The 17,037-nt window shown below is 42.1% G+C and carries 15 protein-coding genes; 8 read left to right on the top strand and 7 right to left on the bottom strand.

Annotated features, from left to right (window positions below):
• Window positions 1-55 precede the first annotated feature (55 nt).
• Window positions 56-1,240 (top strand): MalY/PatB family protein, encoded by a 1,185-nt coding sequence (locus EV194_RS05490; protein WP_132432920.1) that lies wholly within the window; start codon window positions 56-58, stop codon window positions 1,238-1,240.
• Window positions 1,241-1,247: 7 nt separating this feature from the next.
• Here EV194_RS05490 and EV194_RS05495 read toward each other — a convergent pair whose 3' ends face one another.
• Window positions 1,248-2,141 (bottom strand): DMT family transporter, encoded by an 894-nt coding sequence (locus EV194_RS05495; RefSeq protein WP_132432923.1) that lies wholly within the window; start codon window positions 2,139-2,141, stop codon window positions 1,248-1,250.
• 198 nt (window positions 2,142-2,339) lie between these two features.
• Here EV194_RS05495 and EV194_RS05500 point away from each other — a divergent pair, with 198 nt between their 5' ends.
• Entirely contained in the window at window positions 2,340-3,158 is an 819-nt protein-coding gene (locus EV194_RS05500) for a M48 family metallopeptidase (RefSeq protein WP_243699339.1), read from the top strand.
• Here EV194_RS05500 and EV194_RS05505 read toward each other — a convergent pair.
• The 3 genes from EV194_RS05505 to EV194_RS05515 form a co-directional block, all read right to left on the bottom strand.
• A complete protein-coding gene (locus EV194_RS05505) occupies window positions 3,146-4,429 on the bottom strand; it encodes a PAS domain-containing sensor histidine kinase (protein ID WP_165921807.1) in 1,284 nt (427 codons plus the stop codon). The two genes, EV194_RS05500 and EV194_RS05505, sit on opposite strands and share 13 nt — an antisense overlap.
• A 344-nt stretch (window positions 4,430-4,773) precedes the next feature.
• Window positions 4,774-5,598 (bottom strand): 3-deoxy-8-phosphooctulonate synthase, encoded by an 825-nt coding sequence (gene kdsA / locus EV194_RS05510; protein ID WP_132432928.1) that lies wholly within the window; start codon window positions 5,596-5,598, stop codon window positions 4,774-4,776.
• A 12-nt stretch (window positions 5,599-5,610) separates the two neighbouring features.
• The gene (locus tag EV194_RS05515) at window positions 5,611-6,888 is read right to left on the bottom strand and encodes a replication-associated recombination protein A (RefSeq protein ID WP_132432930.1); all 1,278 of its coding nucleotides are present in this window, start codon (window positions 6,886-6,888) and stop codon (window positions 5,611-5,613) included.
• Window positions 6,889-6,998: 110 nt separating this feature from the next.
• Between EV194_RS05515 and EV194_RS05520 the strand changes: the two genes are divergently transcribed.
• Window positions 6,999-8,021 (top strand): Gfo/Idh/MocA family oxidoreductase, encoded by a 1,023-nt coding sequence (locus EV194_RS05520; RefSeq protein ID WP_132432932.1) that lies wholly within the window; start codon window positions 6,999-7,001, stop codon window positions 8,019-8,021.
• Window positions 8,022-8,376: 355 nt separating this feature from the next.
• The gene (gene msrA / locus EV194_RS05525) at window positions 8,377-8,919 is read left to right on the top strand and encodes a peptide-methionine (S)-S-oxide reductase MsrA (RefSeq protein ID WP_243699340.1); all 543 of its coding nucleotides are present in this window, start codon (window positions 8,377-8,379) and stop codon (window positions 8,917-8,919) included.
• Here msrA and EV194_RS05530 read toward each other — a convergent pair.
• Genes EV194_RS05530 through EV194_RS05540 form a run of 3 tightly spaced genes read right to left on the bottom strand, consistent with a single transcriptional unit; the run spans window position 8,888 to window position 10,629 of the window.
• A complete protein-coding gene (locus tag EV194_RS05530; RefSeq protein WP_132432936.1) occupies window positions 8,888-9,433 on the bottom strand; it encodes a hypothetical protein in 546 nt (181 codons plus the stop codon). The two genes, msrA and EV194_RS05530, sit on opposite strands and share 32 nt — an antisense overlap.
• Window position 9,434: 1 nt before the next feature.
• Window positions 9,435-10,202 carry a protein-L-isoaspartate(D-aspartate) O-methyltransferase gene (locus tag EV194_RS05535; RefSeq protein WP_132432938.1) on the bottom strand — a complete coding sequence of 256 codons (768 nt, stop codon included), beginning with the start codon at window positions 10,200-10,202 and terminating at the stop codon, window positions 9,435-9,437.
• Window positions 10,183-10,629, bottom strand: a complete 447-nt coding sequence (locus EV194_RS05540) for a hypothetical protein (protein WP_132432940.1) — start codon at window positions 10,627-10,629, stop codon at window positions 10,183-10,185. The genes EV194_RS05535 and EV194_RS05540 overlap by 20 nt, the downstream gene beginning before the upstream one ends.
• Window positions 10,630-10,973: 344 nt before the next feature.
• On the opposite strand from EV194_RS05540, the gene EV194_RS05545 reads away from it, so the two are divergent.
• From EV194_RS05545 to EV194_RS05560, 4 genes are all read left to right on the top strand, one after another.
• The gene (locus EV194_RS05545) at window positions 10,974-12,437 is read left to right on the top strand and encodes a TolC family protein (RefSeq protein ID WP_132432942.1); all 1,464 of its coding nucleotides are present in this window, start codon (window positions 10,974-10,976) and stop codon (window positions 12,435-12,437) included.
• Between the two features lie 12 nt (window positions 12,438-12,449).
• Window positions 12,450-13,532 carry an efflux RND transporter periplasmic adaptor subunit gene (locus EV194_RS05550; protein WP_132432944.1) on the top strand — a complete coding sequence of 361 codons (1,083 nt, stop codon included), beginning with the start codon at window positions 12,450-12,452 and terminating at the stop codon, window positions 13,530-13,532.
• A complete protein-coding gene (locus EV194_RS05555) occupies window positions 13,529-16,612 on the top strand; it encodes an efflux RND transporter permease subunit (protein WP_132432946.1) in 3,084 nt (1,027 codons plus the stop codon). Before EV194_RS05550 ends, EV194_RS05555 begins: the two co-directional genes overlap by 4 nt.
• A 95-nt stretch (window positions 16,613-16,707) precedes the next feature.
• Complete coding sequence (locus EV194_RS05560) at window positions 16,708-17,013, top strand: PG0541 family transporter-associated protein (RefSeq protein ID WP_132432948.1); 306 nt, start codon at window positions 16,708-16,710, stop codon at window positions 17,011-17,013.
• Window positions 17,014-17,037: the final 24 nt, after the last annotated feature.

Genomic DNA, 17,037 nt, shown 5'->3' on the forward strand with positions numbered 1-17,037 from the left:
TTGTGGTTGAATTCATTCTCATAACAATATAAAAATAAATCATTAATTCATCACCATGTCTCAATTCGATACCATCATTAACCGAGAGGAAACAAGATCAATTAAACTGGAATACCGTGAACGTCTGTTTGGAAACAGCGAAGTGATACCACTATGGGTAGCTGATATGGACTTTGCCGCTCCACCAGCCGTTCAGGAGGCCATTGTAAATCGCACCAAACACCCGATTTATGGCTATACCAATCGACCAAAACCTTTTTTTGAAGCCATTCAAAACTGGCTATCCCGAAGATTTAATTGGGAGGTTGACCAGTCGTGGATTGAGTTTTCGCCGGGAGTTGTTCCAAACCTAGGTCTTGCCGTTCAGGCATTTACCAATCCCGGAGATGGTGTTATCATTCAACCGCCTGTTTATCCGCCATTTTTTGGCGTTGTTAAGGACTTCAACAGAGAAGTTGTGGAAAATCCTTTAATTGAGCAACAAGAGGGATACTATGTGATGGATTTCGATCATTTGGAGGAGGTTGCTTCAAAACCGGAAAACAAATTGCTTCTGCTGTGTCACCCACATAACCCTGTCGGACGGGTTTGGACGATTGAGGAGCTTACTCGCATGGGGGAGATTTGTAAAGAGCATAACGTCATCATCATTTCTGATGAAATCCATTGCGACCTGGTACTTTATGGAAACACGCATGTTCCGCTGGCAACCATTTCGTCGGAATTAGCCGAAATCACCCTGACTTGTATGGCTCCCAGCAAAACTTTTAATTTGGCTGGGTATAGCACTTCATACATGATTGCATCCAACCCGGAATTGCTAAAAGCTGCACGCGCACAGGTTATGGGATACCATCTGCACATGGGAAATACCTTTGGAGCTTTGGCTCTGGAGGCGGCATATAATCACTCCGAACCGTGGCTGGAAGAGCTAATCAGTTACATTGAAGGAAATGTGGATTTTGTTACAGATTTTCTTAAATCGGAAATGCCGGAAGTAAAGGCACGAAAACCTGAGGCTACCTATCTTTTATGGATGGATTTTCGTAGTTGGAAATTGAAATCCACCGAGCTGAAAAATTTCATGGTGAACGAAGTCGGTTTGGGATTAAATGATGGTGTTACTTTTGGCAAAGAGGGCAGAGGTTTCATGCGTATGAATTTAGCCAGTCCCCGTTCTGTTATTGAAAAGGCCATGAAACAGATGAAATCTGCAAGGGACCGGATGCAAAAGGTTTAGTCTGCGACTAAACCTTTTGAGCCTGAATTGCAGGATATTTTTTTCGAATAACAGGAAACAGAAAAACGGCAGTCAATATGATGGCTGTTCCAACGTAGAACCCTGTTGACATACGCTCCGATTCGCCAAAGATTACAAATGCCATTAAAATACCATAAACCGGTTCCAGGTTTATGGTTAACACTACCGTATAGGCCGATAATGACTTCATGACATAAACACTTGCCAAGTAAGCGTATGCTGTGCATACGCCACCCAGAACTAGCAGGTAAATCCAATCTTCATTAGTAGGAATGGGGAAATTTCCTGTCAGCGTTCCTGAGAGCCATAGTATCAATGTAATAACAATCAATCCGCCAGCCATTTCATAGAAACTGATGGTTAGAGGTGTGTGTTTTGCTATAAGTTTCTTGTTTATAACAGTGAATAAGGCTGCCAGGAAAGCGGATGTTAGTGCCACAATAATTCCATTCAGATAACGGGTTTCGAAACGAAAAATGGCATACAGGCCAATGATTATGATAATTCCTGTAAACACCTCTAGTTTTGATACTTTGCGTTTAAAAAATGCTGGTTCCAGAAAGCTGGTAAACAAAGTAGTGGAAGCCAGGCATCCCAATGCCACCGAAACGGTTGAGATTTTAATGGCATGGAAAAATGTGATCCAATGAAGTGCTACGATGCCACCAACTCCTAAAAGCATCAGAATTGATTTAAAAGTAATATATGCGACTTTTCGTTGCCAGTATAGTACAGTTCCCAACACTAGAAATGCTATGAGCATTCTGTACCAAACCAACTCTGTGGCCGGTAAAGAAATCAATCTGCCTAATATGGCAGTAAAGCCATATATCAGAACAATCAGATGCAAATGAAGAAGATTTTTGTTCTCTGGTTTCATTGTTGATATTTGAATACAAAGAAAATTAAATTGTTGTATATTTCAGGATTCCATTGAACCAGATTATCGGCATAGTGATAAAAATCATATATGTGATTCAGGTTTATTGACATCTATAAATGTTTGAAATAGTTTTCTTAATTATTAGATTAATCACTAAATTTATGATATAATTCATTATATCAAATACCTGTCATGATGGAAACGAATAATAGATATATCTTATTTGTAATGGCAATGATGATTGCCATTAGCGGAATTTACTGGTCTTGTGCAACAGTTCCTATCACCGGAAGGCGACAATTAAGTCTGGTACCCGAATCGGAACTAATGGCCATGAGTTACACTCAATACAATCAGTTTCTTGAGGAACACAAGCTATCAGAGAATCAGGAACAGGTTGAAATGGTGAAAAGAGTAGGAGGACGAATAGCCGCTGCTGTTGAGCAATATTTTGCCCAACGGGGATGGTCTGATCAGTTGACCAATTTTCAGTGGGAATTCAATTTGGTAGAAGACGATACACCAAATGCCTGGTGTATGCCAGGTGGTAAAGTGGTGTTTTACACGGGAATTTTACCCATTACCCGCGATGAAGAAGGTTTGGCTGTTGTGATGGGGCATGAGATTGCCCATGCAGTCGCAAAACATGGAAGCGAGAGAATGAGTCAACAAATTGGTATTCAATTTGGAGCAGTTGCTTTAAGTGCGCTGTTATCCGAAAAGCCGGAAGAAACTCAAAATCTTTATATGGCAGCCTATGGTGTCACCTCTCAAGTAGGTTTAATGCTGCCTTACTCCAGAAAACATGAACATGAAGCAGACCGTCTTGGGCTGATATTTATGGCTATGGCCGGTTATGATCCTTCGGTGGCGGTTGATTTTTGGCAACGCATGGCTCAGTTGAGTCAAGGAGGAAGTCCGCCGGCATTTTTAAGTACCCATCCTTCAGATCAGGCAAGGGTGAATTATATCCGGGAAGTATTGCCGGAAGCTTTAGAATATTATAATCCCTGATATTGAAGAGGTAACCTAACAGTAAAGCCACTGCCTATTCCCGGCACAGATGATGCAGATATGCTCCCCCCGAGTAATTCTGCATAAGCTTTGGCTATGGGCAATCCAAGACCGGTACCGTTATTGCTGACACCGGGAATCGTCTGTACCTGAATAAATCTTTCAAATACATCATCCAACCTCTCTTCAGGGAAGCCGCAACCGGTATCTTCTACTTTAAACTCTATGTAGTTTTGATTTACATAGTATCCAAAACTCACTTTCCCACTAGTGGTAAATTTGATGGCATTACTCAAAATATTGGAGAGTATTTGGTGGACTTTTACATCATCGGAATAGAGAATTACGGATTTCTCCGGCTTTTTAAATTCAAATTCCAAATTTTTCTGACGAGCTTGAAAATGGAAGTTTGAGCACAATTTCTCTGCTAATTTTTTTGTGTCAATTTCTTTACGGGTGACTGATACTGTTCCTGATTCTATCTTCGAAATGTTAATGATGTCATTAATTACATCAAGCAAATAGTAACTGTTGCTTTTTACATGATCAACATATTCATTTCTCTCTGCATCAGACAAATCCTGATCGGTTAAAAGCTCAGCAAATCCCACAATTACATTCATGGGCGTTCTGATTTCGTGTGACATATTGGCCAGAAACGCAGATTTTAGTTTGTCACTTTTAATTGCCTGCTCTTTGGCCATTAAAAGTTCAGTTTCAAGTTTCTTGCGATTGGAGATATCTGTGATGACTAAAATCGCTGCCGGAATGCTTTTATACATTATTCTTGTTGCAGAAACCAGCCCTGTTCGTATTTCTCCTTTTTTGTCCAAAAAATGGTACTCTTGATCTGAAATTTTACCATCTTTTGCTAAAAGATTCTTCATAGTATCCCTGTCGTCCATGGATGTCAGCATTCCTGTTTTCTCCAATGGAATACCGAGAACTTCTTCAGCACCATAGCCTGATGCAATCTCAAAGGCTCTGTTAACTTTAAGCAATTTACCTGTTTCAAATTCGGCAATAAGAACGATTGAAGGTGTTTCCCTAAAAATGATGTGAAATAGGTCTTCAGACTCTTTTTTTGTGTTGATTTGCAATCGAAGTTGACGATATAATGTCCAAGCCCATGCTATACTCGCTAAAAAGAGCAAAACAAAAACTGTAATAATCCAGAAATATGGAGGAAAATCAGATGAAACAGTTTCTGGTAGTTCGGTTATTGTATCATGTACAGATAAATTACCAAACGAAAACTGATAATCAGTCAATTTTAATATGAAGGGAATGGCACTCAATCAGGAATTTATTATATATATTAAATATTTATTGTTAATTCACTTGAGATCTCCGACTTTGTAAAGATAATACCTGTATCTAATAATGAAATAATTATGAGTTGATTTTTGATGATGATAGATAAAAATATGATGAATCATATTTTATCTATCATTAATTACCTGTTTTAGAAGATAGGAATTTTGGATCTGTCTGATTGGTAATTAATTCAACTTAATCCTCAGTGTAATATGTTTTACATAAAAAACCACCCTGCATAAAATGCAGGGTGGTTTTTTAATTCTGCGATGATGTTGATCAATTCAAAGCCAATAAACTATTGATTTATTAAGTTGACCGTTTCCCTTAAGGTTGAAAGTCGTGTTAATAATCCTTCAAGTAAATCAAGTTTCAGCATATTGGCCCCGTCGGATTTAGCATTTGCCGGGTCGTGATGGGTTTCAAGAAAAAAGCCGTCAACACCAACGGCCACTCCGGCACGTGCTATGGTTTCAATGAGTTGTGGTTTGCCTCCTGTAACTCCCGATGATTGATTTGGTTGCTGAAGCGAATGGGTAATATCCAGCACAACGGGTACTCCAAATTGTTGCATGACAGGAATTCCCCGGTAGTCCACAATCATATCCTGATAACCAAACATGGTACCTCGGTCGGTAATCATTGCTTTTATGTTGCCTGCATCTTTAACTTTGTTAACAGCAAACTGCATGGCTTCGGGAGCCAAAAACTGTCCCTTTTTAATATTAACCACTTTACCGGTTTCTGCTGCGGCTACCAATAAATCGGTTTGGCGACATAAGAACGCCGGTATTTGAAGAATATCTACATATTCGGCTGCCATGGCGGCTTCGTTAGCTGCATGAATATCGGTTATAGTGGGGACTCCAAATGTTTGACTAACCTTTTGAAGGATTTTTAGCGCTTTTTCATCGCCAATACCGGAAAAGGAATCAATTCTTGAACGGTTGGCTTTGCGGTAAGAGCCTTTAAATACAAAAGGAATTTTCAGTTTATCTGTCACCTGCAAAATTTTCTCGGCAATACGTAGTGCCATCTCTTCACCTTCAATGGCACATGGTCCGGCCAATAGGAAGAATTGGCCACTGCTGGTGTGTCGGATTTGTGGTATTTGATTTATCATTTTATTTTTTTGTTAATATTTGCGTTTCCAAAGCTGTTCCATTCGTTCGCGGAGTTTTAACTCCTGGGGATTATTTTGTGGCAACCAAATTCTCTTTTCTTTGATTTGTTTTGGCATGAACTCCTGTTCCACAAAATTATTTTCATAATCATGGGCGTATTTATACTCTTTGCCGTAGTCCATTTTTTTCATGAGCTTGGTTGGGGCATTTCGCAAATGCAGCGGTACCGGAAGGTTTCCTGTGTTGCGGACAAGTTCCTGCGCCTGATTGATGGCCACGTATGCCGAATTGCTTTTGGGGCTCGTGGCCAGGTAAATGGTCACTTCACTCAGGATGATTCTTGACTCGGGCCAACCGACCATTTTAATGGCTTCAAAGCAGTTGGTGGCAAGCAGCAGTGCATTGGGATTGGCCAGACCAATATCTTCGGCGGCTGAAATAATCAACCGACGGGCAATGAATTTGGGGTCTTCGCCACCTTCCACCATGCGTGCCAGCCAATAAACAGCACCATCGGGGTCGCTGCCTCTGATGGATTTGATAAAAGCAGAGATGATGTCGTAGTGCATTTCCCCGTTTTTATCATACTGCGCAGGGTTTTGCTGTAATAATGAGGTTACATTTTGGTTGTTGATGATGATGGATTCATCATCTTTAAATGAGTTGCAAACCAGTTCTATGATGTTGAGGAATTTGCGGGCGTCACCGCCTGCAAATCTAAAAAGGGCTTCATCTTCCTGAAGTAGAAGTTCCCGTTTTTTCAGTACCACATCATTCTTAATGATGTGGTTAAATAAATCCATCAAATCCTTATTCTCCAAAGGTTCCAGAATATAAACCTGACAACGCGACAAAAGTGGCGATATCACTTCAAAAGAAGGGTTTTCGGTGGTTGCGCCAATCAGTGTAACCGTTCCATCTTCAACAGCTCCCAAAAGGCTGTCCTGTTGGGATTTACTGAATCGATGTATTTCATCAATGAATAAAATGGGCGATGCACTGTTGAAAAATCTCGAATTTTTGGCCTTTTCAATGGCTTCCCGAACATCTTTTACTCCCGACGAAACAGCAGAAAGCACATAAAAAGGTCGCTCCAGTTGATTGGCAATGATTCGAGCCAAAGTGGTTTTTCCAACTCCGGGAGGTCCCCACAATATGATGGAGCTGATGCGGCCTGTTTCAAACATTTTGCGCAACACGGCACCTTCACCCACCAAATGCTGCTGACCAATATAGTCGTCCAGCGATTTTGGTCTCATACGTTCTGCCAGAGGGGGATATTCATTCATGTTTGCTCTTTTGTGATACAAATATAGTTAAAGTTACAGTGCTTTTGAAGGTGTTTGGATGCTTTGATGATTTTTTGGTATATTCGGTTTTTAATTTAAATATGACACAAATGAGTAATCCAATTATAACGGCAATTGCCTCCTATGGCATGTCGGGACAGGTATTTCACGGACCTTTGCTAAAAATCAACAGCGGATTCAGGGTTAAATCTATCATGCAAAGGAGTTCCAATTCTGCTTTGTCAGTTTTTCCAAATGCTAAAATTGTTCGCAGCTTTAATGATATCATCAACGATAAAGAGATTGAACTGGTCGTGGTTAACACGCCGGACCATCTTCATTTCGAACAGGCCAAAATGGCTCTTAATGCCGGCAAACATGTGGTAGTGGAAAAGCCATTTGTGCAGACGACCGAACAGGGAGAGGAGCTTATTGAATTGGCGCAGAAACAGGGAGTTTTGTTGTCGGTTTTTCAGAACCGACGGTGGGACAATAGTTTTCTGACTGTAAAAAGGGTGCTGGATGAGGGATTGATTGGCCGTTTGGTAGAATATGAGGCGCGATATAACCGTTATCGCACCTATATTCAGGATTCATGGAAAGAGGATGGGAATCTGGGGACGGGAATTTTGCAGAATCTTGGTTCACACCTGATTGACCAGGCTTTGGTCTTGTTTGGCAAACCGGAGTCCGTAAGTGGGAATTTACATGCCATGCGGGATGGTTCAAAGGTTCACGATTTCTTTGATTTGCGGCTAAATTATTCAGGGGTTTCTGTCACTCTTAAAGCCAGTTACCTGGTGCGTGAGGAGATGCCGGCTTATATGTTGCATGGAGTTAATGGTTCGTTTATTAAATATGGCCTCGACCCGCAGGAGGAGGCATTGAAGAACGGACACCTTCCCAATGAACCCGCTTGGGGAACCGACCCGCAAAACCTGTGGGGCTTACTTAACAGTGATGTCAGCGGGTTGCATTTTCGGGGGAACATTGAAACCGTTGCAGGCAATTATTCTGCTTATTATGACAATCTTCACCAAAGTATCAGGTTTGGAAGTGAATCGGCAGTAAAGCCACAGGAATCATTGGAGGGAATCAGAATTATAGAGGAGGTGTTGAGGATGAATATTTAACCACGTTGTGGTTGGTGTATATATTTATTTATTGTGAAACACCGCACCTCATTACATGTGGTGCTAATCATGTTTTGGTATTATGATTCACCGCATGAAATGCGGTGCTAATCGTTTTTAATCCCTTCGGGATTGATATTGCCGGATTATTATTTTCGATAGGATTAAGTCCGAAGGATTTAAAAATGAATAGTATCGGTGAAACCGATGGTTACAACATACGAAATGTTTCCCACAACCCTAAAAGGGTTGAATTCTCAAAACCCTCACCGACTTTATTTGTTATACCATAAAAGAGCATATGAAGAGCAAAGCAATAATAATCGTTTTTGCCTTAATCATAAATATTAATCTTATGGCAGAGCAAAATAGGGAAACCGCCATTTTAGGCGGGGGATGTTTTTGGTGTCTCGAAGCAGTTTTTCAGAAGGTAAAAGGGGTGGAAGAGGTAGTCTCCGGCTACAGTGGCGGATATATTAAAAACCCTGCGTATCGTGAGGTGACTTCAGGGAGGACAGGTCATGCTGAAGTGGTTCAGATTCACTTTAACCCGGATGCAATTTCCTATGAGGTTTTATTGTCCATTTTTTTTACCATTCACGACCCTACCACACTTAACCGGCAGGGAGCTGACGTTGGGACACAATATCGCTCAGTCATCTTTTATTTATCGGACGAGCAAAAACGAACCGCTGAAAAAGTGATGGCTCACCTGGAAGAGCAAAAGGTTTATGAAAACCCCATTGTTACGCAACTCGTGGAAGAAGCCCAGTTTTACAAGGCGGAGGAGTATCATCAGAACTATTTCCGAAGCAATCCAGACCAGCCATATTGCAGAGTAGTTATTGAACCTAAGGTGATAAAATTCAGAAATAACTTTGCCGAATGGATGAAATGACCAAAGGTTCAAGTGTTGAGATGATTTTTTTACCCCTGTTTTTAATACCGGTACTGCCATTTTCCATGCCTTGCTCAATCACATGGATGATTTCTGATGCAAGTTCGGGGTAAACCCTGCAAATATTCGCCACCAACTGCATGGAATTGGCTTTTACAGCAATGTCTGATTTTTCTTCTGTAATCCATTGCAGACAGGCATCAACAACACGTCCGTCTTCAATGGTTTCGGCAGGGATGGTACACAGAATATTGGTCAAATGTCGCCTTACTCCCTGATTTGGCGTTGAAATCAGAATTTCGCAAAACTGGTCTGTGTAAGGAATCAGCATTGGGGAGTATTGTCTCGAAAAGTTATCCAGAATCCACGCAGCTCGCCACGCAACTTTTTTCTCTTTGTTTTTAATTAATTCAATAATAGTTGGAATGACTTCCGGTTGTTCTGACAACTCTTTTGCAATGCGTTTGCTTTCTTCTCCAGACTTCAACTCCTTAATTCTTTTGTTCCAGTTCATGTTAATCTCTATCAATCATAGGCACAAACCTAACCGGCATTAAACGGCGGGTAGAAATTTCTTCTCCTTTTTTTGTGACAATTTTAAGGTGTTGGAGACTGTGAACCGGCCCAACGGGTAAAATCATCACTCCGCCATCTTTAAGCTGCTCCACCAGTCGAGGGGGAATCTGTTCCGGAGCAGCTGTCACCACTATGGCATCAAAAGGAGCATGTTCCGGCCATCCCAGGAATCCGTTACCTGTTTTAACATTTACATTGGTGTAGTTGGCGTTGTTTAAGTCTCTTTTAGCTCTCTCAGCCAGTTCCGGAAGAAGTTCAATGGTATAAACCTCACAATCCAGTTCGGCCAGAACCGCAGCCTGGTAACCGCTTCCTGTTCCTATTTCGAGTACTCTCATACCCGGTTTGGGATTGATTTGTTCTGTCATAAATGCAACAATGTAAGGTTGCGAAATGGTCTGTTCCAATCCTATTGGCAGCGGTCTGTCCTCGTAAGCAAATCTTTGCAGGTGTTCGGGTACGAAAAGATGCCGCGGTACTTGTCGCATGGCTTCCAGTACTGATTTGGAACGGATGTCTCTTGATTTTAACTGTTCATTGACCATGCGTTCGCGTAATGCTTCCCAGTCCTGAGCCATAGTATTATTATTGTTTATAAAAAGTAATGCAATGATAACGATAAAAACCAAGGGAACTGTTACGGCCAGTGGCCGTAACAGCGGATGCTTCATTGTATTTGATTGAAAATTAATGAACCACTTTGTCATGTTTCCCGTTTTTTTGTGTTTCAAAATAGTTTCTCACTCTGGCTATCATTTGTTTTTCAGTCATTTTATCTGCCGACTCCACGTTGATATCTGTGTGCGAGAAATGAGCATTCTCTTTTAGCTCTTTTTCCAACTCAATTTTTGCCTTCGAAGGTCCGAAAAGATAGAGCGCATTCACCTCTGACCCAACATGCTTCATTATCTCCTGATAATAATGGTGTTTCTGCTGTTTTTTTCGGTTGGTTACCTTGTTGTCATCTGCATTGGTGAGTAGACTTCCCATTCTGGAATTTTTCTTCTCACCCGGAAACCTAGTTCTGGATTCCACTTCTGATTCAAGAACTTGAACGGATTCATTGTTTCCGTCCATTAAACTTACCAACACGGCTTTGTTGGTATCTAACCAGATTCCTACTTCTTTTCTCATAGTGAATCACAAATTTAAATGAATAAAATTAAGAACTTATGACATATTAAATTACAAAAGTGCCTTCACACTGTCAAGTTTCAAATGGGTTTTAACAACTTGTTTTAGATTGATATGATAAAGATATTCAGATTTATACAATGATTTTAGTACAAATTGCGTTGGCTTTATTTTATAGAAATTAACAATTAAGTTCATTTGGTACTTATCGTACCAAATGGTCGTAAATTCGCTTCATTCTTTCATAGTCGGTTTCATTCCTTTGATTTTTCGTTTGGAGAATTTTAATTCACTATCAAACCACTACAGTAATAGTTTTGTGGCTTAAACAAAAGAGTGAACAGATGAAGATAAATGTGATTGTTTTATTCTTATTGATGCCGTTTTATGCCTTTTCAGGCGAAATGTTATCGCTATATGAAGCGCGACAACTGGCGGTTTCCCATAACCGGAAAATCAAACAGGCTGAATTAGAGCGCCAGGCATCCGGATTGCAAACCCGTTCGGCATTCAATAACTTTTTGCCCAGTTTCGATTTTGAAGGCGGTTATCAATTGCGAGGTAAAAAATACTCATTGCTGGAAAATGATATGTTTTTACCGGTCGTACCCTATGAAGGCATTGATGCTTCAACGGGTACTTTTAATTCCGCTTTGGCTCCGGGAGCATTTGCAACACATCCCGAAACCGGACAAACTTTAGTCAATGCTGATGGAACGCCTGTCTTCCAAAACTACGCGTGGCTTCCGCAAAGCGAATCGGAGGTTGGTTCTAAACACAACTGGCAGTTTGGTGCGACCATGCGCCAGCCTCTTTACATGGGTGGAAAAATAAGAAGAGGACATGAAATTGCTCAACGTGCAGAAAACATTTCAAAAGCCCGAGAAGAGCTCACCATTATGGAAGTCATTGCCCGTACCGACGAACTTTATTGGCAAGTGGTTCGGTTGCGTGAAATGCTTTCACTCACCAATTCATACATAGAATTGCTCGAGAACCTTGAGCAGGATATGGAAAATCTTTTCCGTGAAGGAATTGTCACCCGAAATCAGCTGTTGCAGGTACAGGTTAGAAAAAACGAAGTGAAACTGAGTGCCATTCAAGTGGAAAATGGACTTGAAATGAGTAGATTGGCGTTGAATCAGTTCATAGGACTCCCATTTTATGACAGGACGGAATTAAGCGAAACATTTTCGTCGGAGATGCTGAAAATGGAGGAGGGATATTATACCGATTTAGCGCTGGAGCAACGGCAGGAACTCCGCATGATGAACGAAGCTGTTACCATTGCTGAAAAGCTGGTGCAGGTTGAGCGCGCTGAAATGATGCCGGCCATCGGCATCATGGCGGGTTATCATGTGAGCAATCCCAATCCTTACAACGGTTTTGCACGCGAATTTGGCGGCGACTATTCCGTTGGCGTGGGTATTTCCATTCCCATTTTCCATTTTGGCGAAAGACGCAACCAGGTTGCACAGGCCAAAATTGCCCGTCAACAACAACAACTGGAACTGGAAGAGACCAAAGAGATGGTTCAGTTACAGGTAAGCCGTGAACTGCTCTCGTTTCATGAATCCAAAAGCCGTCTTGATTTGGCAAACCTCTCGCTTGAGCAGGCAGAAGAGAATTTGCGGGTAACCAACAATCTTTTTAATGAGGGACGTGCTACAACACGTGACGTGTTGGAAGCACAGGCACACTGGCAGGATGCGCATTCCGCATCCATTTCAGCCAAAGCAGCACACAGGTTGGCATATACCCATCTTCAAAAAGCCATAGGTGATTTAAAAATAAGTGATAACCAATAGAATCTTGATAAAATGAGCAATTTGAAACATAAAATTCCATCGGTAGCATTTTGGATAATGCCACTGGCAATATCCATGTTTTTTGCAGCCTGTACAGGTGTTGAAGAAGAGTCAAAACAGGATAAAAGTCTGCTAACAGTGAGTACGGTTGTGGCAAAAGGGGAAGATTACTCTCACACGCTAAATCTCACAGGAACCGTTTTTGCCAACAGGGAAGCCAATTTGGGAGCAGGATTTCCCGGAAAGGTTGAGAAGATTATCTATCCTGAAGGAACCCATGTACGCGAAGGACAGGTTCTGGTAGAGATGGCGGGTGAAATGCTTGCCCAGTCAGAAGCTGAATTCGTAACACTCAAAAGAGATTATGAGAGGGTTTCCCGACTGGTTAAAGATGGTTCGGTAAGCAGGCAGGAGTATGACCATGTAAAAGCCCGGTTTGATGCCTCAAAGGCAAAACATGAATTGGCTCAGAAGAATACGCACATAACGGCACCATTTAGCGGGGTGATTGTTGATTACATGGTAAACGAAGGCGAAAACTATTTTCTCAATTTCAACTTTGAGCCCGGGTATTCCAATACCAGTGGAATTTTAAGACTGATGCAACTAAACCCCGTAAAGGTAGCCGTTGAGGTGAATGAGCGAGACCTGGCAAGGGTTGAGCGTGGACTTGAAGCAAATATCACTCTGGACGCGTGGCCGGGAGAAACTTTCCAGGGAAAAGTATCGCTTATTAAGCCTTATTTATCAACCACTTCACGCACGTCCACGGTAGAGATAACCATCCCCAACGATGATGTGCGCATCAAACCCGGCATGTTTGCACGTGTGGGAATTCAATTTCCTGAAGAGTATTTAGTTTTTATTCCCATCGAAGCCATTTTTCGCAACCCTGAAACCACAATGGAGCAAGTGGCAGTTGTTAAAGATGGAGTTGTGGAAATTCGCGAAATAGAACGGCTTCGTTCAATCAACGACCGTGCGGCTGTTACCGGTCTGAATGATGGCGATGTGGTTATTACCGGGGGTAAAAGCCGCGTGACAAATGGAGAGCAGGTTCGAATTGTAAATAATGGAGGAGGAGAGCAACGATGAAATTACCACATGTAAGTGTAAAGCGCCCCATCACTACCATGATGGTTTTTATCGCCATTTTTCTGTTTGGTGCGGTGGCGTTGAAAATATTACCCCGCGATGTGTTGCCCGATATCGAATTCCCAACACTCACGGTGATAACGGTATATCCCGGTGCTTCGGCAGAGGTGGTTGAAGAACAGGTTACCAGGCGAATGGAAACAGTTCTGGCAGCTACCGAAAATCTCAGAACCATCCAATCCTCGTCAAAAGAGAATGTCTCTTTTATTACCATGCGTTTTAATTGGAATGTGGACATCAACGAAGCATCCAACAGTGCCCGGGACATGATAGAGCTGGTTAAAAGACGCTTACCGCGTGATGTTTACCAACCGGTTATTTTAAAAGTTAACAGTGCCATGATTCCGGTGTTGTCATACGCCATTCAGGCATCCGACAACTACTACGAGTTGTCGGATATCATTGAGGAAGAGATAGCAGCACCTCTGCGAAAAGTAGAGGGTGTTGGTACCGTGGTGGCCATTGGAGCTCCTCGTCGCGAAATCCGCGTGGAGGTTGACCCACTAAAGATGCAGGCATACGGATTGAGCGTTAATCAGATTGCTACCGTTCTAAAATCCGAAAATATCACCATTCCCGGTGGAAATATCAACGTGGGAACACGTGATTTTTCGGTGAGTGTTTTTGGAGAGATAGAAGATGTGTCTGAAATTGAGGATGTGGTTCTGAAATCATTCAACCAAAAACCTGTTCGCGTGCGGGATGTGGCTGTTGTAAATGATGATTTTGAAGAACGAAACTCCTACGCACGAAGCCAAAGTCAACGTTCGGTCATGTTTTTTGTACAAAAACAGACCGGAACCAACACTTTACAAGTAGCTGATGCTGTAAAAGCGGAAATGGACCATATCCGCACTCTGTTACCCGATGATGTGGAGATTATTGAATTGATTGACAGTTCAGATATTGTGACCCGCTCCATTCGTAACCTATTTAGTACCCTCTGGTGGGCCGGTTTGTTTGTAATGATTGTGGTGTTTATTTTCCTGCGTGAATGGAAATCTTCACTTATCATCATGTTGACCATGCCCATTTCGCTTATTGTAGCGTTTATATTTATGTTCATGGCCGATTACAGCATCAATATTTTCTCGTTGATGTCGGTGGTCATTGCCATTGGTATGGTGGTAGATAATGCCATTGTGGTGTTGGAAAATGTAACACGTCATGTGGAGGAGGGAAGCAAACCACGCCAGGCTTCAGTATTTGGAGCCTCTGAAATTGGGATGGCCATATCAGCTTCAACATTAACCACCATCAGTGTATTTGTTCCCATGTTGTTTATGGGGGGGATTGTTGGTGTTTTGTTTAAGCAGCTGGCCGTATTGACCACAGTAACACTTCTGGCTTCATTGATTACTGCATTGTCGTTGACTCCAATGCTCTCTTCAAGACTTCTTAAGCCTGTTAAAAAGGGGGAGGAGAAGCATGGACGACTATATCAACTAAGCGAGCAGGTTTTTGTATCCATCGAAAATTTCTATAAATCCACGCTCAATTGGGCCGTTCATCATAAAAAAGTGGTTGTAGCCGTAGCCGTTCTGTTTTTTGGCTTAACCATTTATATGGGAACCCGTGTAGGAACCGACTATATTCCGCAATTTGATTCTGGTGATGTCATCATTGAGTTTGAGATGGAAATAGGAACAAGTCCGTTGGAAACCGAGCGGGTTGCCCGACGAATTGAGAGCATAGTAAGGGAAGAAATTCCTGAACTACAGGCTGAGTTTTCCATTGTTGGTCAAACAGAAGATGGAGCTCTTACCACCGTTGGCTTTCAGGAGGGACGGAACATTGGAACCATGTTGGTCAGAATGGGACGCCCCGAAGAGCGGGACCGTTCTGCTCAGGAAGCCGCAGATGTTGTGCGTCGGCGAATTGAAGCCGAAATTCCGGAAATTGAGCAGTTTACAGTAACCGGTGGAAGTTTGCTATCAAATGCGCTGTTCGGAAATGTGAGCCCAATTGAAGTAAATATTACAGGACATGATTTTGACAGGCTCAACAACATGGCCTTACGTATCCAGCGTGAATTAAGGCAAATGAGCGGGTTTATCAATATTGAGAACACCATCGACCCGGGTAAAGCTGAATATCAGATACGTGTGGATAAACAACGTGCATCACAGCTGGGACTTAATTCAGCCATGATTGCATTGCAGGTTCGTCAAAACATATATGGTGCCGATGCTGGCGAATTTGATGATGGTGGTGACGAGTACGACATCGTTGTGCGCTATTCTCCGCAACACCGCAATTCTCCGGATGACTTGAACAACATCATGATTTCTACGCTCACTGGAAAACAGGTGCCGGTTCGAGAGGTTGCAGCCATTGTGGAGTCCCGCGGACCACTTGAGATTAACCGTGAAGAACAGCAACGAATTGTCAAAGTAATGGCCGATTTAAATGGCATATCTCTTGGTGAGGGAGCAGCCAGGGTGCAGGCTATGCTTGATGAGATTCCTCACGAATCCGGCGTTAGTGTTGAACTTGGCGGACAAATTACTGACCAGGGGGAGTCTTTTGATAGCCTGATGTTGATGTTTATTGCAGGTATTTTACTGGTTTATATGGTGATGGCATCTCAGTTTGAGTCGTTAAAAGACCCATTCATCATCATATTTGCCATTCCTTTTTCCATCATTGGGGTTATCTGGGCCTTTGTCATCACAGGACTTACCTTAAGCGTGGTGACCTTTATCGGTGTAATTATGCTTTTAGGAGTGGTGGTAAACAACGGAATTGTTCTGGTAGATTACACCAATTTATTGAGAAAGCGAGGTTATTCTTTAGTAGAGGCGGTTCTGGAAGGTGGCCGTTCAAGGTTGCGTCCTGTGTTGATGACCAGTTTTACAACCATCCTTGGAATGACGCCAATGGCGTTGTCAACAGGAATGGGTTCTGAAATGTGGAGTCCGCTAGGGATTACCATCATTGGAGGGATGTTGTTTTCAACTGTCATTACCCTTGTTCTGGTTCCGGTGATATACACGCTGTTTAATCGAAAAAGTCAATAATTAAACTTTGTGCTCTTTGTGTCTTTGTGGGATTTTATACTCCCACAAAGGCACAGCGTTCACAAAGAAAGAAAAACAAATTAATCGTCATAATTATGCAAATGATATATTGTACATGCAACGTAAGCGTGCTGGAGTCGTTGCTTAAAATCATTGAAGAGAATAAAATCAGAGCCTACCAGGTCATCGACCAGGTTACAGCAAAGAACAAGCTGGGTGCACCACGATTTAACGACCCGGTGTGGCCGGGGTATAATTCCGCTGTACTTCTTCAGGTAAAAGATGCTGAAAAAGTGGATCGTCTGGCCAAAGAGATAAAAGCATTCAACCAAAATGCCTTTAATGAGAGTGAGCTTGTGACTTTTTGCTCCTGGAATCTGAATCATTACTTTTTCGATTGATTGTTAATAAATCGAAGATGTTAT

Source organism: Natronoflexus pectinivorans (assembly GCF_004345615.1).
GTDB lineage: Bacteria > Bacteroidota > Bacteroidia > Bacteroidales > Marinilabiliaceae > Natronoflexus > Natronoflexus pectinivorans.